Annotated in this window: 29 protein-coding genes and 1 other RNA gene; 17 read left to right on the top strand and 13 right to left on the bottom strand. The window is 65.8% G+C overall.

Annotated features, from left to right (window positions below):
• Positions 1-85 precede the first annotated feature (85 nt).
• Entirely contained in the window at positions 86-976 is an 891-nt protein-coding gene (gene mutM, locus FG93_RS12925) for a bifunctional DNA-formamidopyrimidine glycosylase/DNA-(apurinic or apyrimidinic site) lyase (RefSeq protein WP_043234930.1), read from the bottom strand.
• A 112-nt stretch (positions 977-1,088) separates the two neighbouring features.
• Between mutM and ubiE the strand changes: the two genes are divergently transcribed.
• Both ubiE and ubiB read left to right on the top strand, forming a co-directional pair.
• Complete coding sequence (gene ubiE / locus FG93_RS12920; RefSeq protein ID WP_043234929.1) at positions 1,089-1,850, top strand: bifunctional demethylmenaquinone methyltransferase/2-methoxy-6-polyprenyl-1,4-benzoquinol methylase UbiE; 762 nt, start codon at positions 1,089-1,091, stop codon at positions 1,848-1,850.
• Between the two features lie 16 nt (positions 1,851-1,866).
• Positions 1,867-3,423: a 2-polyprenylphenol 6-hydroxylase gene (gene ubiB, locus FG93_RS12915; RefSeq protein ID WP_043234928.1), complete on the top strand. Its 1,557-nt coding sequence runs from the start codon at positions 1,867-1,869 to the stop codon at positions 3,421-3,423.
• On the opposite strand, the gene FG93_RS12910 is transcribed toward ubiB, so the two are convergent.
• From FG93_RS12910 to FG93_RS12885, 6 genes are all read right to left on the bottom strand, one after another.
• A complete protein-coding gene (locus FG93_RS12910; RefSeq protein WP_043234927.1) occupies positions 3,416-3,598 on the bottom strand; it encodes a hypothetical protein in 183 nt (60 codons plus the stop codon). The two genes, ubiB and FG93_RS12910, sit on opposite strands and share 8 nt — an antisense overlap.
• Before the next feature lie 143 nt (positions 3,599-3,741).
• The gene (locus FG93_RS12905; protein ID WP_043234926.1) at positions 3,742-4,158 is read right to left on the bottom strand and encodes a VOC family protein; all 417 of its coding nucleotides are present in this window, start codon (positions 4,156-4,158) and stop codon (positions 3,742-3,744) included.
• Positions 4,159-4,212: 54 nt separating this feature from the next.
• Positions 4,213-4,689 (bottom strand): DUF1579 domain-containing protein, encoded by a 477-nt coding sequence (locus tag FG93_RS12900; protein WP_043234925.1) that lies wholly within the window; start codon positions 4,687-4,689, stop codon positions 4,213-4,215.
• Positions 4,690-4,733: 44 nt separating this feature from the next.
• Complete coding sequence (locus FG93_RS12895; RefSeq protein WP_043234924.1) at positions 4,734-5,288, bottom strand: SRPBCC family protein; 555 nt, start codon at positions 5,286-5,288, stop codon at positions 4,734-4,736.
• 42 nt (positions 5,289-5,330) lie between these two features.
• Positions 5,331-5,753: a DoxX family protein gene (locus tag FG93_RS12890; RefSeq protein ID WP_052513702.1), complete on the bottom strand. Its 423-nt coding sequence runs from the start codon at positions 5,751-5,753 to the stop codon at positions 5,331-5,333.
• An 89-nt stretch (positions 5,754-5,842) separates the two neighbouring features.
• Positions 5,843-6,223, bottom strand: a complete 381-nt coding sequence (locus tag FG93_RS12885; protein ID WP_043234922.1) for a helix-turn-helix transcriptional regulator — start codon at positions 6,221-6,223, stop codon at positions 5,843-5,845.
• 161 nt (positions 6,224-6,384) lie between these two features.
• Between FG93_RS12885 and FG93_RS12880 the strand changes: the two genes are divergently transcribed.
• The 6 genes from FG93_RS12880 (at position 6,385) to FG93_RS12855 (ending at position 11,664) form a co-directional block, all read left to right on the top strand.
• On the top strand, positions 6,385-7,839 hold the full coding sequence (locus FG93_RS12880) for an AMP nucleosidase (protein ID WP_043234921.1): 1,455 nt from the start codon (positions 6,385-6,387) through the stop codon (positions 7,837-7,839).
• Positions 7,840-7,919: 80 nt separating this feature from the next.
• On the top strand, positions 7,920-9,206 hold the full coding sequence (locus FG93_RS12875; protein WP_043234919.1) for a phosphopantothenoylcysteine decarboxylase: 1,287 nt from the start codon (positions 7,920-7,922) through the stop codon (positions 9,204-9,206).
• Between the two features lie 5 nt (positions 9,207-9,211).
• Positions 9,212-9,697 carry a dUTP diphosphatase gene (gene dut, locus FG93_RS12870; RefSeq protein ID WP_043234917.1) on the top strand — a complete coding sequence of 162 codons (486 nt, stop codon included), beginning with the start codon at positions 9,212-9,214 and terminating at the stop codon, positions 9,695-9,697.
• Entirely contained in the window at positions 9,694-10,143 is a 450-nt protein-coding gene (locus FG93_RS12865; RefSeq protein ID WP_043234916.1) for an Rrf2 family transcriptional regulator, read from the top strand. The genes dut and FG93_RS12865 overlap by 4 nt, the downstream gene beginning before the upstream one ends.
• A gap of 85 nt (positions 10,144-10,228) precedes the next feature.
• Positions 10,229-11,215, top strand: a complete 987-nt coding sequence (gene cysK / locus FG93_RS12860; protein ID WP_043234913.1) for a cysteine synthase A — start codon at positions 10,229-10,231, stop codon at positions 11,213-11,215.
• Complete coding sequence (locus tag FG93_RS12855) at positions 11,212-11,664, top strand: GNAT family N-acetyltransferase (RefSeq protein WP_043234912.1); 453 nt, start codon at positions 11,212-11,214, stop codon at positions 11,662-11,664. Before cysK ends, FG93_RS12855 begins: the two co-directional genes overlap by 4 nt.
• 98 nt (positions 11,665-11,762) lie before the next feature.
• Here the strand turns inward: FG93_RS12855 and FG93_RS12850 are convergent, their stop codons facing one another.
• Positions 11,763-12,632: a VOC family protein gene (locus FG93_RS12850; RefSeq protein WP_052513701.1), complete on the bottom strand. Its 870-nt coding sequence runs from the start codon at positions 12,630-12,632 to the stop codon at positions 11,763-11,765.
• A gap of 382 nt (positions 12,633-13,014) precedes the next feature.
• A complete protein-coding gene (locus FG93_RS12845) occupies positions 13,015-14,070 on the bottom strand; it encodes a YihY/virulence factor BrkB family protein (protein ID WP_052513700.1) in 1,056 nt (351 codons plus the stop codon).
• 240 nt (positions 14,071-14,310) lie between these two features.
• Here FG93_RS12845 and FG93_RS12840 point away from each other — a divergent pair, with 240 nt between their 5' ends.
• Positions 14,311-15,030: an outer membrane protein gene (locus tag FG93_RS12840; protein WP_081881507.1), complete on the top strand. Its 720-nt coding sequence runs from the start codon at positions 14,311-14,313 to the stop codon at positions 15,028-15,030.
• A 16-nt stretch (positions 15,031-15,046) separates the two neighbouring features.
• Here FG93_RS12840 and recR read toward each other — a convergent pair whose 3' ends face one another.
• The 4 genes from recR to ffs all read right to left on the bottom strand — a co-directional run bounded on the left by recR (position 15,047) and on the right by ffs (position 18,107).
• A complete protein-coding gene (gene recR, locus FG93_RS12835) occupies positions 15,047-15,652 on the bottom strand; it encodes a recombination mediator RecR (RefSeq protein WP_043234911.1) in 606 nt (201 codons plus the stop codon).
• 14 nt (positions 15,653-15,666) lie between these two features.
• The gene (locus FG93_RS12830) at positions 15,667-15,987 is read right to left on the bottom strand and encodes a YbaB/EbfC family nucleoid-associated protein (RefSeq protein ID WP_043234910.1); all 321 of its coding nucleotides are present in this window, start codon (positions 15,985-15,987) and stop codon (positions 15,667-15,669) included.
• Positions 15,988-16,011: 24 nt separating this feature from the next.
• Positions 16,012-17,856 (bottom strand): DNA polymerase III subunit gamma/tau, encoded by a 1,845-nt coding sequence (locus FG93_RS12825; RefSeq protein WP_043234909.1) that lies wholly within the window; start codon positions 17,854-17,856, stop codon positions 16,012-16,014.
• A 154-nt stretch (positions 17,857-18,010) separates the two neighbouring features.
• An RNA gene (ffs, locus tag FG93_RS31805) (signal recognition particle sRNA small type) lies at positions 18,011-18,107 on the bottom strand.
• A gap of 16 nt (positions 18,108-18,123) precedes the next feature.
• Between ffs and FG93_RS31800 the strand changes: the two genes are divergently transcribed.
• From FG93_RS31800 to argB, 8 genes are all read left to right on the top strand, one after another.
• On the top strand, positions 18,124-18,450 hold the full coding sequence (locus FG93_RS31800; protein ID WP_081881506.1) for a hypothetical protein: 327 nt from the start codon (positions 18,124-18,126) through the stop codon (positions 18,448-18,450).
• Positions 18,451-18,650: 200 nt separating this feature from the next.
• Positions 18,651-18,785: a 50S ribosomal protein L34 gene (rpmH, locus tag FG93_RS12815; protein WP_038364779.1), complete on the top strand. Its 135-nt coding sequence runs from the start codon at positions 18,651-18,653 to the stop codon at positions 18,783-18,785.
• Complete coding sequence (gene rnpA, locus FG93_RS12810; protein WP_152579420.1) at positions 18,760-19,242, top strand: ribonuclease P protein component; 483 nt, start codon at positions 18,760-18,762, stop codon at positions 19,240-19,242. The genes rpmH and rnpA overlap by 26 nt, the downstream gene beginning before the upstream one ends.
• A gap of 46 nt (positions 19,243-19,288) precedes the next feature.
• Positions 19,289-21,175 carry a membrane protein insertase YidC gene (gene yidC / locus FG93_RS12805; RefSeq protein WP_043235111.1) on the top strand — a complete coding sequence of 629 codons (1,887 nt, stop codon included), beginning with the start codon at positions 19,289-19,291 and terminating at the stop codon, positions 21,173-21,175.
• Between the two features lie 93 nt (positions 21,176-21,268).
• Positions 21,269-21,901 carry a CatB-related O-acetyltransferase gene (locus FG93_RS12800; protein WP_043234905.1) on the top strand — a complete coding sequence of 211 codons (633 nt, stop codon included), beginning with the start codon at positions 21,269-21,271 and terminating at the stop codon, positions 21,899-21,901.
• 9 nt (positions 21,902-21,910) lie between these two features.
• Positions 21,911-22,576, top strand: a complete 666-nt coding sequence (gene yihA / locus FG93_RS12795; RefSeq protein WP_043234904.1) for a ribosome biogenesis GTP-binding protein YihA/YsxC — start codon at positions 21,911-21,913, stop codon at positions 22,574-22,576.
• A complete protein-coding gene (locus FG93_RS12790; RefSeq protein WP_244448599.1) occupies positions 22,573-22,959 on the top strand; it encodes a DUF423 domain-containing protein in 387 nt (128 codons plus the stop codon). The genes yihA and FG93_RS12790 overlap by 4 nt, the downstream gene beginning before the upstream one ends.
• 82 nt (positions 22,960-23,041) lie before the next feature.
• On the top strand, positions 23,042-23,941 hold the full coding sequence (gene argB / locus FG93_RS12785) for an acetylglutamate kinase (RefSeq protein WP_043234901.1): 900 nt from the start codon (positions 23,042-23,044) through the stop codon (positions 23,939-23,941).
• Positions 23,942-24,120: the final 179 nt, after the last annotated feature.

Below are 24,120 nucleotides of genomic sequence, written 5' to 3'. Positions count from 1 at the left end.
GGTCCATGCGCGCCCGCGCAAAGGCGGCTGCGAACCCTGCGGAGGCCGTGCTCACCGACACCGCTCTGCGCGATATGACGCACAGTCAGCGTTTCGGTTGGCAGCTCTCGCAATAGAAGGTCGAGCGACCGGACTGGACGAGCCGCTTCACCAGGCCGCCGCAGCCGGGCGTGACACAAGGCTCGCCCTCGCGATCATAGACTTTGAAGCGATGCTGGAAATAGCCGAGCGAGCCGTCGGCATGGGCGAAGTCGCGCAGGGTCGAGCCGCCAGCGGCCACCGCCTCGTCGAGAACCTCGCGAATGATCTGCGCGAGCGCATGCGCCGCCTCGCGTGGCCGACCGGTTGGCGTCGCGATCGTGCCGGCCGCAGCTTCCGGGTGAAGTCCCGCCCGGAACAGCGCCTCGCAGACATAGATATTGCCGAGGCCGGCAACGAGCCGCTGGTCGAGCAGCGCCGCCTTCAGCGGTGCGAGCTTGCCGGCAAAGAGCCTTGCCAGGACCTCACCGGAGAGCTCGTTGCCGAGGGGTTCGATTCCCATTCCCGCAAAATGCTTCGAGGTCTCCAGGTCGGCCCGCGGCAGGAGATCCATGAAACCGAAGCGACGGACATCGTTATAGGTGACGCGTGCGCCTGACCCGAGATGGAAGACGACGTGGTCGTGCTGCAGGTGCCGTCCGATCTCGTTGTAATAGGCGCCAGGTTCGGTGGGTGGCGTGCCCGGCGCCTCGACCACGAAACGGCCGCTCATGCCGAGATGCATGATCAGCGCCTCGCCATCATCGAGATCGGCGATCAGGTACTTGGCGCGGCGCGACAGGCCTTCAACCCGCCGCCCGGTCAGGCGCTCGACGAAATGTTCCGGCAATGGAAAGCGCAGATCGGGCCGGCGCTGTTCGACCCGGGCCAGCACCTGGCCGAGCATGGCGGGCTCCAGCCCACGGCGGACGGTTTCGACCTCGGGAAGCTCGGGCATTGCACTTCGCTCTTCAGCATGCGTCGAGACGGGCCGCGACAAGGCTCGCTCGTTTCGCTATTCATCCGGCTCTAGTTACCGCCTCACCAGAACACAAGCGCCAGGCCAAGCCGTGACAGCAGCCTCCGATACCACCCATTTCGGCTTCGAGACCGTGCCGCTTGTCGAGAAGCAGGCCAAGGTCGACGACGTCTTCCACAAGGTCGCCGGCCGCTACGATCTGATGAACGACCTGATGTCGGCAGGCCTGCACCGGCTCTGGAAGGACGCGCTGATCTCGACGCTGAAGCCGCCGCGCGACCGGATTTTCCGCCATCTCGACGTGGCCGGCGGCACAGGCGATGTCGCCTTCCAGGTCCTGGAAGCCGGCGGCCCCGCAACCGAGGTGACGGTGCTCGACATCAATGGCGAGATGCTGAGCGTCGGACGCGAACGCGCGCAGAAGCGCTTTCCCGGCGATGACCGCATCCGCTTCGTCCAGGGCAATGCCGAGGAGCTCGGCCTGCCGGACAACAGTTTCGACGCCTATACGATCGCCTTCGGCATCCGCAACGTCCCGCGCATCCACAAGGCGCTGGCCGAAGCGCATCGCGTCCTGAAGCGTGGCGGGCGCTTCCTTTGCCTCGAATTCAGCCATGTCGACGTGCCGATGCTCGACAAGATCTACGAGACCTATTCCTTCAACCTGATCCCGCCGATGGGCAGGCTCGTGACGGGAGATGCGGAGCCCTATCGCTATCTGGTCGAATCGATCCGCAAGTTCCCGAAGCCGCAGGTTTTCGCCGACATGATCGCCGCAACCGGCTTCCGGCGGGCGCGCTTCACGCCCATGACCGGTGGCGTCGTGGCACTGCATTCCGGCTGGAAGCTGTGACGGCCCGCCTTCCAGCATGATCTCCTCAATCGCCCATTTCGCCCGCATGGCGCGGGTTGGTTTCGTTCTGGCTCGCGAAGGCGCGCTCGCGCTGGTCGATCCCTCGGTTCTGCCGCCCGCGGCGCGCGCACTGATCAGGGTCGGCCGGCTGATCGAGCGCCGGGGCGCTGGCTCCTCGGCCACGCGCCTTGCCGCTGCGATGACCCGGCTTGGTCCGTCCTATGTCAAGTTCGGCCAGTTTCTGGCGACGCGGCCAGATGTGGTCGGGATGAAGATCGCCGAAGACCTGTCGGCGCTGCAGGACAGGATGGCGCCGTTCCCGATGGAACAGGCGCGCGCCACGATCGAAGCCGCGCATGGCGAGCCGGTCGAGGCGCTGTTCTCCGAATTCGGCGAGCCGGTCGCGGCCGCCTCCATCGCGCAGGTTCATCGCGCTCGGCTGAAGGATGGCTCGGAGGTCGCGGTCAAGGTGCTCCGGCCCGGCATCCGTGATCGTTTCAACCGTGATCTGGCGGCGATGCGCTTCGGCGCCGAACTCGCCGAGAGCCGCTCGCACGAGGCGCGCCGCCTGCGCTTTTCCGGCGTGGTCGAGACGCTGGCGCGCTCCGTCACCATGGAAATGGACCTCCGGCTCGAGGCCGCAGCGCTTTCGGAATTCGCCGAGAACACGAGGGAAGACGCCGATTTCCGCGTACCGAAGCCGGACTGGCAGCTGACGGCGCGCGAGGTGCTCGTCGACGAATGGATCGACGGCATTCGCCTCTCCGACGTCGAAGCGCTGCGCGCCGCCGGCCATGACCTCGTGGCGCTCGCCCGCAATGTCATCCAGTCCTTCCTGAAGCACGCCATCCGCGACGGCTTCTTCCATGCCGACATGCATCCCGGAAACCTGTTCGTCGATGCGCAGGGGCGGCTGGTTGCGGTCGATGGCGGCATCATGGGGCGGCTCGGCCTCAAGGAGCGGCGCTTCCTCGCCGAAATCCTGCTCGGCTTCATCACGCGTGACTACGCCCGCGTGGCCCGGGTCCATTTCGAGGCCGGCTATGTTCCGGCCCGTCACGATGTCGCGGATTTCGCCCAGGCGATCCGGGCCGTCGGCGAGCCGATTCATGACCGGCGTGCCGACGAGATCTCGATGGCCAAGGTTCTGACCCTGCTCTTCGAGATCACCGGGCTGTTCGACATGGCGACCCGGACCGAGCTCGTGATGCTGCAGAAGACCATGGTCGTGGTCGAAGGCGTGGCACGCTCGCTCGATCCGCAGCTCGACATGTGGAAGACGGCCGAGCCGGTGGTGCGGGAGTGGATCACCCGCAATCTCGGCCCCCTCGGCAAGATCGAGGAGGTCGGCCGAGGCGCCCAGTCCCTGCTCTCGACACTGGCCAGCCTGCCTGAAACCGCTGCCCGGGCCGAGCGCGTGCTGGGACAGCTCGAGGACGCCTCGCGCCAGGGCTTTGTCCTTGACGAACGCAGCATCCAGGAGATCGGCCGGGCCGAAGCCCGGCGCAACCGTTGGGGCAACTGGGCGCTGTGGCTGATCGCGGGCGTGCTGGCCTACGGCATCTTCAGCTGACGATCCTCAGCCGGCGACCGCCCCGATAGGCCAGGGCCTGGAATACCTCGTCGAGGGCCGCTTCCTCCAGCCCCTGCATCAGTCGCTGGCTCAGGAAGATGGTGACGAGGTCGCGATACGGGTCGATGTTGAGGCTGGTGTCGAACCCGTCCTCCCAGCCATAGCGTCCCGGCACCGGGGTCGGGCCGCGTCACGACCCCGACGCCGAAGCCCCAGCCGCCCGCGATCAGCGTGACGATCCCGGCGACGGTACCGCGCGTGACATAGCCGCGCATCGCGGCGGCCATGTCGGCGAGGCCCTTTCAGACAAGCCAGCGCTTATCCGTTCTTGAACTCGGCATTGACCATCCAATGCGTACCGAAGCGGTCGGTCAGCATTCCGAAGCTCTTGGACCAGAATGTCTCCCCGATCGGCATCTGGATCTGGGCGCCCTCCGACAGCCCCTTGAAGATGCGCTCGGCCTCCGCGACTTCCTTGACCATGACGTTGACGTAGACGCTGCGCATCGGGCCGCTGCTGCGGTCCGGCGGCGCATCGGAGGCCATCAGCATCTGGCCGTCGAGTTCCAGGCAGGCATGGATGATCTTCTTGCGCCATTCCGGCGAGACGTCGTTCTCCGCCGGCGTGCCTTCATGGCTCATCATTGCGGTGATCTTGCCGCCGAGCACCTTCTGGTAGGTCGTGAACGCGTCTTCGCAATTGCCGTTGAACATCAGATATGTCGAGAGCTTCATTGGGCTATTCCCTTGAGAAACGGCCGGTCACGCCGGCCTGGATCGGCTGGCTGATCAGATCTTCTGGTAGCGGGCCTTCATGAACTCGGTCCAACTACCGTCGGCACCGAGCACCTTCGAATAGAACAGCCGCTCGGTCGGGCTCCTGAGTTCGACGATATCCCGGTATTTCGCCGTCGTGCCGTCGCCGGAGAAGCTCGGCCCTTCGGATTCGAGCGTCAGGATCTTGCGGCTGTCGTCGAGGAAACCTTCATAGGTCCAGATCATCGCCATCATCGAGCCCAGCCAGGTTCCGACGAAACGGCCCTTCTGGGGATCGAATCCGAGCGTGATCTGCATGGTGGAGGCACCTCCGCCGGGCATCTCGCTCGTGCTCTCGCCGACAACCCAGAGATCGCCGATGGAACGAAAGGTCTCCGAGCCCTTGAAGACCTCGTCCGGCTTGTCGGGCGAGCAGTTCGATTCATAGGTCCAGTTGCCGAGGAGCTGCTGAAGCCAGCGATGTTCGTCCTGCGGTTCGACAGTCTGCATGGGAATGTCCTCCTTTTGCTGGATCTTCGGGAAATGAGACGGGTCTAGCGCTCGGCCGCCACCTTCAGATTGGCGAGGCCGGTTTCGAAATCGCTCCCGACCATGCGATCGACATTGAAGAAGACGTGCATGATCCGGGCTAGGAACGGCGCCGGGCCGGTCATGGTCCAGGTCACCTCGGTCCAGGTCACCTCGGTCGCTGCCTCGCGAGGTTCGAGCGCGAATGTGACCTCGTTATGAGCCTCGAAGGGCTTGATGAAATCGAGCTTCAGTCCAATCCTGCGGGGAGCCGAGGCCTCGACGATCTCCATACGGCCCTGGCCGACATTCTTGTCGCCGTCCCAGGCATAGACCGCGCCGATGCCGCTTTCCGCACCGCTGAAGCTGCGCTTCATCGCCGGGTCCTTCTTCTCCCAGGGCGACCAGGCACCCCAGCTCCGAAACCCGTTGATCAGCGGAAAGACGCGCTCTGGCGGTGCGTTGATGGCAAGCGAACGCTGGACGCGGAAGCTGTCGGGCTTCATCGCGGCCAGTACGAGCACGACGACGATACCGAGGGCGAGGATGGCGGCAATGGCCCAAAGAAAAGTGTTGAGCACGGAACGCTCCTGTGACGGGTCGAGATGGAGTGGCGAGGGCTGCTAGACGCTTCGCAGCGGGATGAGTGCGCGCAGCCTCGGATCGCGCAGGTAGAGTCCGCCCCAGGCCATGAGGCCGAGATAGAGCCCAAAGAAGAGGTGGCTGAAGAGCGGGCTGCCGACGCGCAGATGCGTCGCCATAGCGCCGCCAATCAGCCCGGTGAGCAGCACGGCGCCAAGAATGGAGGTGCGGGGATAGGCATAAAGCAGCGCAATGATCAGCGTCATGACGCCGAGCCCCCGCGCCAGCTCGTTACTTCCGGAATAACCCAGCTGCTGCAGCGTATCGTTGACCACCTGCAGGGGCGCCAGCTTGATGCCGCCGTCGAACAGCAGGAACGCGACGACCACTCCGCTCAGCACCCGTCCCGTCCAGAGCTTGGCTCTTGGCTCTGCGAACACGGGCTCGGTCATCGATAGAGACATGATACTCTCCTAAGTTGTTTAATTTTGATCCAATGTCTCATTGCGAGCAGACAAGCCCACCTGCGCTCCCGGGCGATGACGGGCCGCGATCATTGTCCGTCCTCTCCCTGCGAAGGCAGGCTCAACGACGGCGCCGCACCCTGGTCCTCAGTCCTCAGATCCAGAATCAGGCTCTCCAGCCTGTCCAGGCTCCGGTCCCAGAAGACCCGATAGTGCTCGAGCCAGGCGGCCACATCGCGCAGCGGGCCGGGATCGAGCCGGCAGGGTCGCCACTGGGCCTCGCGGCCACGCGAAATCAGGCCCGCCTTCTCCAGCACCTTCAGATGCTTCGAGACGGCCGGCAGGCTCATCGCGAAAGGCTCCGCCAGTTCCTTGACCGAGGTTTCCCCAAGCGCGAGGCGCGCCAGGATGGCCCGCCGCGTTGGGTCGGCGAGGGCAGAGAGCGTGGCGCTGAGGTGGTCCGGCGTCATTCACTAAACCGATCAGTTAATTAATTGATCGGTTTACTACTGCAGCAAAGCCGTAACGTCAAGCGCCCCTCGCGAGCCCGCCGAACGCCCCGGCATGGCGACCATCGGCCGGCGCGATGCCGGTTGTTGTCAGGAGCGCCCGCAGCCGGCTAGAGTCGGCCATGAGCTTCGAGATCGCCGCCACACCGCATGACGCCATCGACCGGTTGGAGGCGCTTTATGGCGAAGCGAAGGACGCACTACGCGCCGATCTCCAACGCTTTTTCGACACGAGACAGCCGCCGACGCAGGAGGAACGCGCCCGCTATCGCTATCCGATGCTGCGCGTCACCTATGAGCCGTCGAAGCTGCCGGCAGCGACACGCCGCGGCTTCGCCAAGTTTGCGGCGCCCGGTATCTATTCGACCACGGTGACCCAGCCGGCCGAGTTCCGTGCCTATCTGCTCGACCAGCTCGAGCCCCTGGCGAAGGAATACGGCGCCACCATCGAGACAGGCATCAGCACCCAGGAAATTCCCTACCCCTATGCGATCGAGGGCGGCGACGAACTGGGCGGCGGCCGAATCTCGCCGGCGGAGCTCGCGCGGCATTTCCCGACGCCGCTGCTCTCGCTGGTCGGCGACGAGATCGCCGACGGCACCTTCGACATCATCGAGGGCGAGCCACGCCCGCTCTCGCTCTTCGATGCGGTGCGCGTCGATTATTCGCTGCGGCGGCTGGTCCACTATACCGGTACCGACTGGCGGCTGGTGCAGCCTTGGGTGCTGCTGACCAACTACCATCGCTATGTCGACCAGTTCGTGCGGCTGGCGCTGGCCGAGATCGAAGCCGGCACCGCAGAAGCGCTCGTCGCGCCGGGCGGCATCCGGATCGACCGCGAAGGCATCGATGTCAGCGCCGCCGAGCGCGTGATGTCGGCGCCCTGGCATCGCTTCCAGATGCCGGCCTATCACCTCATTCGCGCCGGAGGCGAAGGCGTCACCCTGGTCAATATCGGGGTCGGTCCGTCCAATGCGAAGAACATCACCGATCATCTCGCGGTGCTCCGGCCGAATTGCTGGTTGATGGTCGGCCATTGCGGCGGCCTTCGACAGACGCAGATCATCGGCGATTACGTGCTGGCCCACGCCTATCTCCGCCAAGACGGCATTCTGGATGAACACGTACCGCCGGATATTCCGATTCCGGCGCTCGCCGAGGTCCAGGTCGCCTTGCAGCAGGCTGCGGCCGAGGTCACGGGCGAGAAGGGCGACCGGCTGAAGCAGAGGCTGCGCACCGGCACCGTCGTGACGCAGGACGACCGCAACTGGGAGCTGCGCTGGACGAAGGAGCGCCGCCGTATCAACCTGTCGCGCGCCATCGCGGTCGACATGGAATCCGGGACCATCGCAGCACAGGGCTACCGGCTGCGCGTGCCCTACGGCACCTTGCTCTGCGTCTCCGACAAGCCGCTTCACGGCGAGATCAAGCTGCCCGGCGCCGCCAATGCCTTTTACGAGCGCGCCGTCGGCGAGCATCTGAAGATCGGACTGGCCGCGCTGGAGAAGCTCAAGGAAGCCGGCAGCACGATCCATTCGCGAAAACTGCGCTCCTTCGACGAGCCGCCCTTCCGATAAGGCCCCCCTGCACGTCCGCCCCATGACAGCCGCGCCTAAGCGATGCTAGGTGAAGGGCTTCTTGCCTCGGGAGCCCGCCCTTGTCCGCATCTCGCTCCGTTCTGCTGATCATCGGCGGGGGAATCGCCGCCTATAAGGTGCTGGAGCTGATCCGGCGCCTGAAAGACCACGGCATCGCCTCGCGCTGCATCCTGACCAAGGCCGGCGAAGAGTTCGTGACGCCGCTCGCCGTCTCATCGCTGGCGGGCGAACGCTGCTTCACCGATTTGTTCTCGCTGACCGACGAGGCCGATATAGGCCATATCGCGCTGTCGCGCTCGACCGATCTGGTCGTCGTCGCTCCCGCAACTGCCGACCTGATCGCCAAGATGGCGACAGGCCTCGCCAATGACCTTGCCTCGACAGCGCTGCTCGCCACCGACAAGCGCATCCTGATCGCGCCCGCAATGAACCCACGCATGTGGGAGCACCCGGCGACACGGCGCAACATGGCGCAACTCGAGACGGACGGGGTGCTCGTCGTCGGGCCGAACTCCGGTGCCATGGCGGAGCGGGGCGAAAACGGACCCGGCCGCATGGCCGAGCCGCATGAGTTGCTGGCGGCGATCGAACAGGCGCTGGCCGGCGAAACCCGGCTCTCCCCGGTTGGAGCGATCGGCTTCCTCGGTCGCAATCCGGGCGGCCCGTCCGGTGCCCCCAAGCTGCTCGCCGGCAAGCGTGTGCTCATCACCTCCGGGCCGACACATGAGCCGATCGACCCCGTGCGCTACATCGCCAACCGTTCCTCCGGAAAGCAGGGTCACGCGATCGCAGCCGCAGCCGCGGCCGCAGGCGCCAGCGTAATACTGGTATCCGGCCCGGTCGCGATCGCCGACCCCGAAGGTGTTACCACGATCCATGTCGAGTCCGCCCGCGATATGCTCGCCGCGGTCGAAGGAGCGCTGCCCGCCGACATCGCGATCTTCGCCGCCGCGGTCGCCGACTGGCGCGTCGCGGAAGAAGCTCCCGGAAAGCTCAAGAAACGGGCCGGCGCGGGCGCGCCGGCCCTCGCACTCGTCGAGAATCCCGACATCCTGGCGACCATTTCCGCCCGCGAGATCGATCGCCCGGCCCTGGTCGTGGGCTTCGCGGCCGAGACCGATCACGTGATCGACCATGCCCGTGCCAAGCTGGCGAAGAAGGGCTGCGACCTCATCGTCGCAAACGATGTCGGCGGCACCGGCGTGATGGGCGGCGACGCCAACACCGTGCATCTCGTCACCTCCGACAATGTCGAAACCTGGCCGACCTTGCCCAAGGGCGAGGTCGCGAGCCGGCTGATCGCTCATCTGGCGGCCATGCCGCAGGCCAGCGAGACGGAACGCTGATCGCCATGGTCACGCTTCCCATCCAGCGCCTCCCCCATGGCGCCGACCTGCCGCTGCCGGCCTATGAGAGCAGCGGTGCCGCCGGCATGGACCTCCGTGCTGCCTTGCCCGCCGATGAACCCTGCGTTCTGGCCGCCGGCGGGCGCGGTCTCATCCCGACAGGGATCGTGCTGCAAGTGCCGCAGGGTTTCGAGGCGCAGGTCCGGCCGCGCTCGGGCCTAGCCTTCAAGCATGGCGTCACGGTGCTGAACTCGCCCGGCACCGTCGACAGCGACTATCGTGGGGAGATCAAGGTGATCCTGATCAATCTCGGCGCGGAAGACTTCGTGATCCGGCGCGGCGACCGCATCGCCCAGCTTGTTGTCGCCCCCGTCTCGCAGGCTGCCCTGGTCGAGGCTGCGGCACTCGACGAGACCGCGCGCGGGGCCGACGGCTTCGGCTCGACCGGCATCGCCGGTGGCAAGGCGGCGGCGCAAGGGAGCGGCCGATGATGCTGCTCTCGCATCGCAGCCTCCTCGCCGTCGCCGCAGTGGTCGATATCGCACTGCATGCCCGCCCGTCGCCGGTCGCCGCCAAATTCCTGGCTGCACGCCACGACCTGCCGCCGCGCCATCTCGAAACCATGCTGCAGGCCCTGGTGCGCGCCGGCATCCTGAAGGGAGTGCGCGGTCCGCGCGGCGGCTACGAACTCGCTCGCGAACGGCGCCGCATCACGGCCGGGGATATCGCGCGTGCAGCCATGCAGGAAACGAGCGATGAATCCACGCCCCTGCCGCGGTCCCGGCTTATCGACGAGGTGGTCGGCCCGGCGCTGAGGCGGGCCACCGATGCCTTCCTGGCCGAGCTCGACAGTGTCACGGTCGAAGATCTCTGTCGCCAGTCCGAGCAGAAGGCGGTCTTCGGGGACATCGCCCAGAGAGCCGATTTCACAATATAGATATGTTATTAATGTTATTTATCGACAGTAGATGTGAAATGCGTTAGCCCTTCGATCCTGACCACATGACGCAAGGGAGGCCGACATGGCCGAAGCAGCACAGAAGCTCAATCCCGTACAGGACAAGGCGCCGGGTCGGGGCCGGATCTATGAGTCGATCACCGATACGATTGGTGACACCCCGCTGGTACGGCTGAACCGTCTCCCGGCAGAACGCGGCGTCAAGGCGACGATCCTGGCCAAGCTCGAGTTCTTCAACCCGATCTCCAGCGTCAAGGACCGTATCGGCGTCAACATGGTCGATGCGCTGGAAGCCTCGGGCGCTCTGAAGCCGGGCGGCACGCTGATCGAGCCGACCTCGGGCAATACCGGCATCGCGCTCGCCTTCGTCGCCGCCGCCCGCGGCTACCGCCTGATCCTGGTCATGCCGGAGACGATGTCGCTGGAGCGTCGCAAGATGCTGGCGCTGCTCGGTGCCGAGCTCGTGCTGACGCCTGGGCCGGGCGGCATGCGCGGTGCCGTTGCCAAGGCCGAAGAGCTCAAGGCCGAAATCCCCGGCGCTATCATTCCCCAGCAGTTCGAGAATCCGGCCAACCCCGAGATTCACCGCAAGACGACCGCCGAAGAGATCTGGAACGACACCAACGGCACGATCGACATCTTTGTCTCCGGTGTCGGCACCGGTGGCACGATCACCGGTGTCAGCCAGGTGCTGAAGCCGCGCCGGCCCGGGCTGAAGATCGTCGCGGTCGAGCCTGAGGACTCCCCGGTCCTTTCCGGCGGCCAGCCAGGGCCGCACAAGATCCAGGGCATCGGCGCCGGCTTCGTGCCGGGCGTGCTCGACCGCTCGGTGATCGACGAGGTGGTGACCGTCGGCAACCAGACCTCCTTCGACACGGCTCGCGCGCTGGCCCGCCTCGAAGGCATCCCGGCCGGGATCTCCTCCGGTGCGGCAGTCGCTGCTGCACTGGAAATCGGCGCGCGACCCGGCAACGAAGGCAAGACCATCGTCGTGATCATCCCCTCCTTCGCCGAGCGCTATATTTCGAGCGCTCTCTTCGAAGGCCTGTGACCCCCACGACGCTTCAGGTCGTCCGGCTCAGCGAAACGCTGCCGGACGATTTTTCTGCCCTGCAGGACGAAGCGGCGGCCGAAGGCTACCGCTTCGTCGACGGCTTGCGGGAAGAATGGCAATCCGGCCGTTATCGCGGCGCAGACGAGCGGAACGCTCTGTTCGCCGTGTTTCGCGACGGTGTGCTCGCCGCAATCGGCGCGGTGACGCCGGACCCTTATGACCCGGCGCCCGACCTCCTGCGCATTCGCCATGTTTATGTACGGCCGATCGGCCGACGCAGTGGAGTCGGCCGCCTGCTGGCGAGCGCACTCGTGCAACAAGGGCTGTCTCTGGCGCCCAGGCTCTCGCTCAACGCCGCGGATTCCGGCGCGGCCGCATTCTGGGAAGCCATGGGCTTCAAGCCCGATGGCGGCGGCACACGGCGCAGCCATCTGCTCACGCGCTAGAGCATTTCCGTATTTCTCCGAATCGCGGAAATGCTCTAGCTCTTTGTTTTATCGCATTTTCTTCACGCGAACCGGTGTCCACTTCGCTCGAAAATGCTCTAGCGGCGCAGGATCAGACGATTATTCCAGGGATCGGCGACCGTGACGGTGCCGACCTGATCGCGGCCGCCGGCAGCGATCATCCGCGTCCGCATCGCTGCGAAGGCCTGGTCGTCAGCGGCAACGAGCTCGAAGCTCGCTAGCCCCGCGTCGCCGTCAGCGCGTATGCCTGCCCCCCGACTGCCCCAGACATTGACGGCGATATGGTGGTGGTAGCCGCCGGTCGCGAGGAAGCTGGCGCCGGGATAATGCACCATCACGTCAAAGCCGAGCCCATCGCGATAGAAGCCCTCCGCGTGGGCGGTATCGCCGACGCGCAAATGAACATGCCCCATGCCCGTGCCACTCGGCATGCCGGAATATTCGGCTCCGTCCGACTCACGCAAAAGCTGGTCGAGATCGAGCCGGTCGGTCGACATCTTGATGGCGCCGCCGTCGAGACGCGGCCATTCCGGCCGGCTGCGATCACGATAGATCTCGATGCCGTTACCCTCCGGATCAGAGAGGTAAAGTGCCTCGCTGACGAGATGGTTGGAGGCGCCTTCCAGCGGCACGCGGGTCCTGGCCGCGTGCGCCAGCCAGTTGGCGAGGTCGCCACGCGAGGGCAGCAGGAGCGCGAGATGGAAGAGGCCGGCGGCCGATGTCGGCGCGCTCGCACCCGCTTCGAGCCGCACCAGCGGTACGCCGTCGACGCCAAGCACCGAGAGACCGGGCTCTTCCGAGATCAGCGCCAGCCCGATCGCATCGCGATAGAAGTCCGTCAGGCGCGGCAGATCGCTCACCCGCAACGACACCGCACCAATATGATAAGGCGCGTCATAGGCCTCCAGCCGTACCGGTGACGAAACCTTGTCCTGTACCGTAAGCATCGCCGCCTCCGAACTTGATACGGCCCGATGACCGCCGCGACCTTCAAATGGCAATAATCCGAGCCATTGTCGCCCCTTGGCATGGCAAGACCAAGATTGCAGTGGCGCAATGTCACCCGACATCAGGCCGGTTCCCGCCGGTCTTTCGCGAAATGAGAGAACCAAGGCTTCTCTCTGCCATCAAGCAGGGCGCGAGCGAGCCCGGCAAGCCCGCCCGCTCGCGCGGGATACGCTAGCCCGACCTCCCCAGCCGCGAGCCGGACCGTATCACGGGGATGGAAGGCGCTGGGGCAAGCGTCTCGCCGGGTGGAGCACCTGCCCGCCAGGGACTCGAGCCCCTGTGCAGGTCGCTCTGGCGCGCGCCGCCGGGATCCAGCATCGCCTACTCGTCCGCCATGGCGGCGCCGACCCTGTCCGCCATGGTCGCGCCGCGGCGACCGAGCGGCTTGGGTCGGCCAATCGTGGTGTCGCGCTCGGTCTGATGCTCGAGCTCGGCATTGAGTTCGGCCCCGGCGAGCACGATCATCGCCGACAGCCAAAGCCAGGTCATGAAGACCACCACCGTCGAGAGCGAGCCATAGGTAGTCGTGTAATTGCCGAGCGTGCCGACATACCAGGAGAAGGCCCATGAGGCGGCTGCCCAGAGCAGCGAGGCGGCGATGGCGCCGGGCATGACCCAGGCGAAGCGCGGCGGTCGCCGACTCGGCCCAATCCAGTAGAGGCAGGCGATTGCCAGCGTCGCCATCACGACAAAAGTCGGCCAGCGCACCAACCGGACCAGTTGCTCGAGCTCGTAGTGGAACGGGAAGAAGGCGGAGATGACCGGCAGGATGGCGATGGCGATCAGGGCCGCCATCAGCAGCACGACCCCGCTGAGTGTGGTCAGCAGCGAGATCAGGTTCAGCCTGAAGAAGCTGCGCTTCTCCCGCTCGCGATAGATGATGTTGAGCGCATCGAAGACCGCCTTCACTGCGGCGTTCGCACTCCAGGCCGCCACGAGCAGACTGATCAGAACGGCGAGGGAGAGGCCGGCAGTGGATTGCGTCGCAAGCCGCATCGCCTGCTCCCGGATCAGCTCGCGTGCGGCGGCCGGAAGGACCGTGGTGAGACTGTCCAGCTGGCCGGCGATGGTCAGCGGGTCGGTGAAATAGCGGTACAGCGCGACAAGGAGCGCGAGCGCCGGGACCAGCGAAAGCAAGGTGAAGAACGCGACCGCGCCGGCCAGCGAACTGAGGCGGTTATCGGCGACATTGCCGGCAAAACGCAGCAGGACATCCTTCCAGCCAAGCCAGGTCATCTCGAGCGGCGAAGCCGCGTCGCGGCCGCGTGCAACCTCCTTCCGCGAAGGCCGCGCACGCCAACGCGAGATCGCCTCGGCCACATAGCCCAACGCCACCCCCGCGCCTGCCGCGCCCGTGATGCGTTTCAAGAAGGCCATGAAAAGTCTCCGCCACGGTGGGTCGACACGCGGCCTGGCACCAGCCTAGGGCAAACCGGACGGTCAGAGAGTTTGTTCCCTGCGCGGGGGCCTCCCGAGGTCGCTTATCCGTTTGTTAACCTTAACAGTTCCTAATCAAGGCCAGAAAGCGCGCACTTCAAACGCGCCAGCAAAGGCTTGCGGCCTCCTCGTCCTGGATGACCGGAGGCACCGCATCTGGCCTCCCGATCGGCGAACGACATGCAGAGACCTGCGATGAAGATGTTCCTGAAAGCCGGCCTTGCGAGCCTCGCCCTTCTGGCTGGCGGTGCGGCGTCCGCGGCGGACATGCCTTATCGCAAGAGTACCCTGCCGCCGGCGCCAGCGCTGCCGGAATTCTTTTCCTGGACCGGGTTCTATGCCGGCGGTCAGATCGGTTATTCTTGGGGCTCGGATCGCACTCGCTTCGTCGCCGCCAACGGCATCGGCGCAGCCTTCTCCTCCGATACCGATTCGGTGCTCGGCGGCGGCCATGCCGGCTTCAACTACCAGTTCGGCTCCTTTGTCGTGGGCGTCGAAGGCGATGTCGAGGCCCTGAACAGCGATGGTCGCTTCAACCATTCCCTCGGCATCGGCGAGGTGAAGCGCGACTGGCAGGCCTCGGTGCGTGGTCGCCTGGGCTTTGCGATGGACCGCTTCATGATCTACGCCACAGGTGGCGCGACCTTCACCGAGTTCGACCAGCACCTGTTCGATCCGACCTCGGGAGCGCGTGACGGCGCCCAGACATCACGCACGGGCTGGAGCGTGGGCGGCGGCCTTTCCTTTGCCCTGACCGACCACCTGATCGCCGGCCTCGAATATCGCTACACCGATTTCGGCCGGTTCAGCCGCCTGGCGCAGGGCGCCTTCCTTGGCGTGACGACCGATCAGGATTCGACGCTGCACAGTGTCCGCACAAGCCTGAGCTACAAGTTCTGACGGCCGGAAGCCCGGATCAGAAGCCCGTGCGCTGGCGAATGGCGGCTGCGAGCGTGCCGTCGTCGAGATAGTCGAGCTCGCCGCCGACCGGCACGCCATGGGCGAGCTTCGTCACCTTGACCGGAAAATGGGCAAGCAGATCGGTGATGAAATGCGCCGTGGTCTGCCCGTCGACCGTGGCGTTGAGCGCCAGGATGACCTCCTTCACGGCCGGATCGGAGGCACGGGCCACCAACGCATCGAGCGTCAGGTGCTCGGGCCGGATGCCGTCGAGCGCCGAGAGCACGCCGCCCAGAACATGATAGCGGCCCGAAACAGCGCCCGAGCGCTCGAGCGCCCATAGGTCCGAGACGTCGGCGACGACGACGATCAATCCATCGTCGCGGCGAGCGTCGCGACAGACCGAGCAGGGATTGCTGGTATCGATATTGCCGCAGGTCGTGCAGACGACGATGCGCTCGCGCGCCGTCGCCATGGCCTCGGCGAGCGGGCCCAGAAGCTGCTCGCGCTTCTTGACGAGATGCAGGGCAGCGCGCCGGGCCGACCGGGGCCCGAGGCCCGGCAGCTTGGCGAGGAGCTGGATCAGCCGCTCGATCTCGGGGCCGGCAATGGCGCGTGACATGCGGGGCTTGAGGCTCAGAACAGTTTCATGCCGGGCGGGATCGGCAGGCCCTTGGTGATCTCAGCCATGCGCTCCTGCATGACGCGCTCGGCGCGGACGCGGGCGTCGGTGCTGGCCGCGACGATCAGATCCTCGAGGATCTCGCGCTCATCGGCCATCATCAGGCTCGGGTCGATCCTGACCGACTTGAGCGCCCCCTTGGCGGTCATCGTCACGGTGACCATGCCGCCGCCGGAAGCGCCCTCGACCTCGATCATGTCGAGCTCGGCCTGAACATCGGCCATCTTCTGCTGCATCTGCTGCGCCTGCTTCATCAGGCCCATCATGTCGCGCATGGTGTCTCTCCGTCTGCGAAAGTGTCAGAAATCGATGCCGTCGAAATCCGGCTCGCTGTCGTCGAACAACGGCTCGGCATCAGGCAGATAGTCATCGCCGGCCGAATCCGAGGATTGCGCCTCGGCAGCCCGCGGATCGCGCACATTGACAATGCGGGCGCCGGGAAAGCGCTCGAGCACCGCTTTCACGGCAGGATGCGCGGCGGCATCGCTCTCGCGCTGGTCCTTGGCGGCAACGGCCTGCTCGCGCAGTGTCGCGCCTCCGTCGGCATTGACGATGACGACCATCCAGGTCTGTCCGGTCCACTCCTTGAGACGGCGCGACAGATCATTGGCGAGCGTGCGCGAACCACCTTCGACAAGGGCGAACTCGATCCGCCCCTGCTCGAAGCGGACGGGCCGCACATCGCGCTCGAGTGCAATCTTCAAGGTGATGTCGCGATTCTGCGAAGCGAGCGCGACGATATCTTCGATCGAGGCGACGAGCACGGCAGGGGCCGCAACCGCACGCGGGGCGGCAGCAGGCGCGGGGTTGGCGCTGGCGAGCACAGGCCGTGCAGCAAGCGCCGTGTTACCCCCGCCGGAGGGCGGACGCGGCGCGGCTTGCCCCGCGCCATTGCCGGCACCAGCGGGAGAGCCATTGCCGTCCCGCAGCATCCGCATGGCCTCGTCAGGCGTCGGCAGGTCGGCTGCATGGGTCAGGCGGACCAGCACCATCTCGGCCGCCATCACCGGCCTGTCGGCCTGTTTCACCTCGGCCATACCGCGCAACAGCATCTGCCAGGCGCGAGCCAGCACGCGCACCGACAGGCGAGCCGCGAAATCACCGCCGCGCACGCGCTCCGCCTGGCTCAGGCCGTTATCCCTGGCGGCTTCCGGCACGAGTTTCAGACGCGTCACCAGATGGGTGAACTCGGCGAGATCGGTCAGCACCACGACCGGATCGGCACCGGCATCATACTGCGCCCTGAGTTCACCGAGCGCCGCCGCGATATCGCCCTTCATCACCGACTCGAACAGGTCGATGACGCGGGCCCGATCGGCGAGGCCGAGCATGGAACGCACATCCTCGAGCGTGATTCGGCCGGCCGCATGGGCGATGGCCTGGTCGAGGATCGAGAGAGAATCGCGAACCGAGCCTTCGGCAGCGCGGGCAACCGCGCCGAGCGCCTCCTCCTCAGCGTCGACCCCTTCGGCCTTGCAGATGTTCGAGAGATGACCGACGAGCAGATTGCCATCGACCCGGCGCAAATCGAAACGCTGGCAGCGCGACAGCACCGTCACCGGCACCTTGCGGATCTCGGTCGTGGCGAAGATGAACTTTGCGTGCGGCGGCGGCTCTTCCAGCGTCTTCAGGAAGGCATTGAACGCCGCCCCGGTCATCATGTGCACTTCGTCGATGATGTAGACCTTGTAGCGCGCGGAGACCGGCGCATAGCGCACGCTGTCGTTGATCTGGCGGATATTGTCGACGCCGTTGTTCGAGGCGGCGTCGATCTCCATCACGTCGATATGCCTGCCCTCGATGATTTCGCGGCAATGCACGCCGAAACGCGAGAGATCGGTGGTCGGCCCACCCGAACCGTCCGCGCTCTGGAAATTCAAGGCACGAGCCAGAATGCGGGCCGTGGTCGTCTTGCCGACACCGCGGACGCCCGTCAGCATCCACGCCTGCGGGATGCGGCCGGCAGCGAAGGCGTTGGTCAAGGTACGCACCATCGCGTCCTGGCCGATCAGGTCGCCGAAATGGGCCGGACGGTATTTGCGCGCAAGCACCCGATAGGGGGCCGCGGTCGCGACGGGCGCTGGCGCGAGGCCGGGGAAGCCCAGCTCTTCAACGGAATCGGCAGCGGCGGTCTCGTCGGTCATCCGCATGCTTTCGCCAATCGGGAGGCGACGGTCAACGCCGGACTTGCAATACTCCGGCCGGGACGAGGCAGGAGCGACCTTAGTCCAAGGCTTGGATCCAAGGCCCTGGATCCAAGGCCTGGCCGGGCGGGAGCGGCGCGCAAGGCAGCCGCTAAGTGGGAGGCTGGACGAAGACCCGTTCGGTCTCGTTAGGGCTGCTTCCTTCCGGACCTGACCCGGTTGGCGAGTGAGACGTCCCTCGCCAACCTCCCGGGCGCTATATCGTGCATGTCGATCGAGAGCGCAAGCAGGAGCTACGCCTTGTCGCGCAGTTCAACCGGGCGATTTTCCATCCTGCGCCGCGAAGTGATCTTGCCTGCGCCGCGACGAGATTTTGCGCATAAGCGTCAAGGTATCGTCTCCGACCGGACCAGCCGCTCAGCCAGCACCGGGCGCCTGCCGTCCCGCCACAGAGCCAGCCCGATGAAGCAGCCTGCCCTGCTGATCGGCATATTCGTCGAGGACGACTTTCCGGCGCTCGCCGTTGGAGGTCTTCTGCTGGCCGGCTGCGTCGCAGCACGGATGGTAAACACCCTCGAAGCACACTCCGGTTAGGCAGCCGAGCCTGTCGATCCGCGCGGCATCGTCGCAGCATGCGCCTTCGGCATTGACTCGCCCACGCCCTTCCGCCATAAGCCCGCGACCTGCGCAGCCTTCCGGGCGGCGCCGCCCCTTTTGCATGACAGGCTTGGCCGGCCGATTTTCCCCTGCGGGAACCCGGTCGCCATGCCGGAACAAGGCCCCGGAGACGGACCGTGAAAAGAACCTATCAACCCAGCAAGCTGGTTCGCAAGCGCCGCCACGGTTACCGCGCCCGTATGGCGACCAAGGGTGGCCGCAAGGTCATCGCCGCCCGCCGGGCACATGGCCGCAAGCGCCTGTCGGCCTGAGCGACCGGCGCGTGACCTGCACGCGCCGTTTCCGGAAGACAGGCCCATCGCCATGCGCCACGCCCGTCTGACCGAACGCAAACAGTTTCTGGCGGCGGCCGAGCATGGCCGCCGTTTTCGTTCGCCTGCCTTCACGGCGCAGGTGCGCGACGCCGCGGGTGAAGAAGGCCGTCATGGCCTGCGCCTCGGCCTGACCGCCTCCCGCAAGGTCGGCGATGCCGTCGAGCGCAACCGCATCCGCCGCCGCCTGCGCGCCGCCGCGGAACAAGCCCTTGCCGCCCAGGCCGACCGGCCCTGCGATCTCGTGATCGTTGCCCGGCGCGAGGTGCTGACAGCTTCGTTTTCTGCGCTGATCGCCGATCTTTCCGTCGCGCTCGATCGCGCCAGACCCGCAAAACCCGGCCGCAGGCCGACCGACAAGCGCCCCACCAGTGGTGGCACCCGTTCCCAGCCTTAGGCCAAAAGCCCCTCAGGGCATTCAGCGAGATCCGTTTCCGGTCATGATGAAAGAAGACAATCGCAACCTGCTTCTGGCGATCACCCTGTCGGTGGTCGTGCTGCTCGGCTGGCAGTTCTTCTACGGCGTGCCGCAGATGGAAAAGCAGAAGCAGGCCGCGCAGCAGAGCCAGCAGGCACAGAGCCAGACGGCTCAGCCCGGCTCGTCAGCTGCTCCGGCGCCGGCGACCGTTCCGGGCCAACCGGCAGCGACCGCCGCTCCCGGCACGGCCCAGGCGGTTGCTGCTGTCGAGACCCGCGGGCAGGCGCTCGCCCGTGGTCCGCGCGTCAAGATCGACACGCCCAAGATTGCCGGCTCCATCTCGCTCACTGGCGCGCGCATCGACGATGTCTCGCTCAGGGCCTATCACGAGACCGTAGACCGCAGCAGCCCGAACATCGTGCTGCTCTCGCCGCTCGGCGGACCGAACGCCTATTATTCCGATTTCGGCTGGGTCGCCGCACCCGGCGCCAATGTCGCGCTGCCGAACGCGACGACCATCTGGACCGCGGACGCGCAAGTGCTCCGCCCCGGTACGCCGCTGACGCTGACCTGGGACAATGGCCAGGGCCTGCTGTTCAAGCGCATGATCACGGTCGACGACAACGCCATGTTCTCGATCCGCGACGAGGTCGAGAACAAGGGCGGTGCGCCGGTCACGCTGTATCCGTTCGGCCAGGTGGTTCGCCACGGCAAGCCGCCCACGCTCGGCTACTACGTGCTGCACGAGGGCCTTGTCGGCAATCTCGGCGAGCAGGGCCTGCAGGAATACACCTACGACAAGATCGACAAGGAACCGGCACTCTCGCCCGGCACCACCGGCAAGGTCTGGAAGGATGCCGTCGGCGGCTTCCTCGGCATCACCGACAAGTACTGGGCGGCCGCGGTCATCCCCGACCAGCAGCGCAAATATGACGGGCGCTATTCCTCGGTCCAGACCGGCAATTCGCACACCTACCAGGCCGATTTCCTCGGCGAGGCCGTCACCGTGGCGCCGGGCGCCAGCGCGACCGCCAATGCCCGGCTCTTCGCCGGCGCCAAGGAAGTCGCCGCCATCGACGGCTACGAGAAGAATCTCGGCATCAAGCGCTTCGAGCTGATGATCGACTGGGGCTGGTTCTATTTCATCACCAAGCCGCTCTTTTTCGTGATGGACTGGGTCTACAAGCACGTCGGCAATTTCGGCGTCTCGATCCTGATCGTCACCGTGCTGCTCAAGGCGCTGTTCTTCCCGCTCGCCAACAAGTCCTACGCCTCGATGGCGAAGATGAAGGCGGTGCAGCCGGAGATGCTCGCCATTCGCGAGCGCTACGCCGACGACAAGATGAAGCAGCAGCAGGCTCTGATGGAGCTGTACAAGACCCAGAAGATCAACCCGCTCGCCGGCTGCTGGCCGGTGCTGGTGCAGATCCCGGTCTTCTTCGCGCTCTACAAGATCCTGTTCATCACCATCGAAATGCGGCACGCGCCGTTCTTCGGCTGGATCAAGGATCTTGCCGCCCCCGATCCGACCTCAGTCTTCAACCTGTTCGGGCTGCTGCCCTTCGCCGTGCCCGCCATGCTGATGATTGGCGCCTGGCCGATCTTCATGGGCATCACGATGTTCATCCAGATGAAGATGAACCCGGAGCCGCCGGACCCGGTGCAGAAGATGATGTTCACCTGGATGCCGGTGTTCTTCACCTTCCTGCTCGGCTCGTTCCCGGCCGGCCTGGTGATCTACTGGAGCTGGAACAACCTGCTCTCGATCGTCCAGCAGGGCTTCATCATGCGCAAGCACGGCGTGAAGATCGAATTGTTCGACAATCTGAAGGGCATGTTCGGCAAGAAGCCGGCCGCGGCAGCCGCCACGCCGGCGCCCGGAAAGCCGGCGAACAGCAACAAGGCGAAGTAAGCCACCAGGCTGCGACGCGACGCCCCTCTCCCTCGGGAGGGGGGCTTTTGCTTTTCTGGACCTCATTCACGCTGCTTTCGAAAGGGAGCTTCCATGCCGCTTCCCGATCCGCGGACCCTTCACCCGATCCCGGGCTGGAAGGGCACGGCCTTCCTGAAGGCCGTCGTCGACCACCCGCTGATCGCGGTCGGCGACTACAGCTACTATGACGACTCGCGCGGGCCGGAGCATTTCGTCGGCCGCTGCGTGCGCTATCATTTCGACTTCATCGGCGACCGGCTGGTCATCGGCAAATTCGTCGCCATCGCCCAGGCGGCGCAGTTCATCATGAACGGCGCGAACCACCCGATGGGCGGCTTCTCGACCTACCCTTTCCAGATGTTCGGATTCGAGGGCGCTCCCGAGATGACGCAGGACAAGCTCGGCCTGCGCGGCGACACGGTGATCGGCAATGATGTCTGGATCGGCCGCGAGGCGGTGATCATGCCCGGCGTGACGGTTGGCGACGGCGCCATCATCGGGACGCGGGCACAGGTCTCGCGCGATGTACCACCCTATGCGGTGGTTGTCGGCAATCCCGGCCGGATCGTAAAGATGCGCTTCCCGGCCGAGACGGTCGCAGAGCTCCTCGCCATTCGCTGGTGGGATTGGGATGCAGAGACAATCGCCCGCAATCTCGGTGCAATCGCCGGCGCCAACATCGACGCCTTGCGCGCCGCCGTGTAGGCAGGACCCATGACAACAAGCACGACAGCCCCCTTCACCCCGGACGAGATCGAGAGCGCCCGCAAGCTCTTCGAAGGTCCCTGGGATTTCGTCTGGGCCTCGACCAAGATCGACGACCTGCCACCCATGGTCGGCCAGGAGATCGCCTTTGCCGGCCGCTCCAATGTCGGCAAGTCGAGCCTGATCAACGCCCTGACGCGGCGCAATGCGCTGGCGCGGACCTCGCATACGCCCGGCCGCACCCAACAGCTCAACTTCTTCCGCCAAGTCGACCATGACGAGCGGCTGACCATTGTCGACATGCCCGGCTACGGCTACGCCGCCGTCGGTCGCGACAAGGTCGCGGCCTGGACCAATCTGATCCACGAATACCTGCGCGGCCGCTCCAACCTGATGCGGGTCTATGTGCTGATCGACGCCCGCCACGGCATCAAGGATCTCGACGGCGCGGTACTCGAGACCCTCGACAAGGCGGCCGTCTCCTATCAGGTCGTGCTGACCAAGGGCGACGCGATCAAGAAGGCAGACCAGCAGTTCATGCAGGAAGCAACCTTCGACGAGATCAAGCGCCGGCCGGCCGCCTTCCCGGAGGTGTTGCTGACCTCAAGCGAAAAGGGCCTCGGCATTCCGGAATTGCGCGCCGCGATCGCGCGCGTGCTGGCGGAGCGGGCATGAGCACCGCAGCTGCCATGAACGCCGCGAAGATTCATCTCACGCTGGCCGCGCTGATGGGCCTCGCCGGCGTGACGCTCCTGGCCGCAGCGGCGCATGGTCCGGGCACGAGCGGCCTCCAGACCGCCGGCCAGATGCTGCTGACCCACGCCCCGGTGATCCTGGGCGCGACGGCTGCGCGCAAGGCCGGCCTGCTCGCCGACTTGCTGGCGCGTGTCGCGCTCTCCGTCATCATCCTCGGCGTCGCGCTTTTTGCCGCCGATCTTACCCGGCGTGGCTTCTATGAGGAGCGGCTCTTCGCGGGCGCCGCGCCAGCCGGTGGCTTCCTGATGTTGGCCGGCTGGCTCGCGCTGACCGTCTCCGCCCTGTTCGCGCGGCGTAGCTGAACCGCGCCCGCCGGCTTCCGCCCCGGCCATTCTTCGGCTAGAAGGCCCGGCGCGCGATCCTCGCGTCCCGCGGAGCCTGCCGATGATCAATCCCGCCGTCCACCTGACGCCGTCGCAATCGGCAGAACTTCTGGTTCAGGCGCTGCCGCATATGCAGCGCTACGATCAGGAAATCATCGTGATCAAGTATGGCGGCAACGCCATGGGCGATGCGGCCACCGCCGAGGATTTTGCCGAAGATATCGTCCTGCTCGAACAGTCCGGCCTGAAGCCTGTCGTCTGCCATGGCGGCGGGCCGCAGATCGCCCGCATGCTCGACAAGCTCGGCATCAAGTCGGAGTTCAAGCAGGGCCTGCGGGTTACCGACCGGGCAACCGTCGATGTCGTCGAGATGGTTCTGGCCGGCTCGGTCAACAAGGAGATCGTCGGCTACATCTCGCGCGAGGGCGGCAAGGCGATCGGGCTCTGCGGCAAGGACGGCAATATGGTGACCGCCCGCAAGGTGACGCGCACCGTCGTCGATCCCGATTCCAAGATCGAGCAGGTGCTGGATCTCGGCTTTGTCGGCGAGCCGGAAGCGGTGAATATCAGCGTGCTGGAGGCCGTGCTGAAGGCGGAGCTGATTCCCGTGCTGGCGCCGGTCTGTGCCGCCGCCGACGGCCAGACCTACAACGTCAATGCCGACACCTTTGCAGGCGCGATTGCCGGTGCGCTCAACGCCAAGCGCCTGCTGCTGCTCACCGACGTGCCCGGCGTGCTCGACAAGGACAAGAATCTGATTCCGGAGCTGACGGTGGAACAATGCCGCCGTCTGATCGCGGACGGCACCATCTCCGGCGGCATGATCCCGAAGATCGAGACCTGCATCTACGCGCTTGAAAAGGGCGTCGAGGCAGTCGTCATCCTCGACGGAAAGATCCCGCACGCGGCGCTGATCGAACTCTTCACCGATACCGGTTCGGGCACCATCATCAGAAGGTGATCCACCTTTGCCGGTGATGCGTACCGGCAATGACAGGTTCATCATCCTCCCGGGGGCGCTCTCGCGGGAGGAGCCATCATGGATTACTCGATCACCATCGGCCTCGGCTTCTCGCTGATCATGTCAGCGTTGCACTCTTGCGCATCATGGCACGCCGGCGAGTGGACGTTGCGCGCGTG

Origin of the sequence: Allobosea sp. LC85 (genome assembly GCF_000735605.1) — a bacterium.
Lineage (GTDB): Bacteria > Pseudomonadota > Alphaproteobacteria > Rhizobiales > Beijerinckiaceae > Allobosea.
This window is presented reverse-complemented; position numbering and strand designations above follow the sequence as displayed.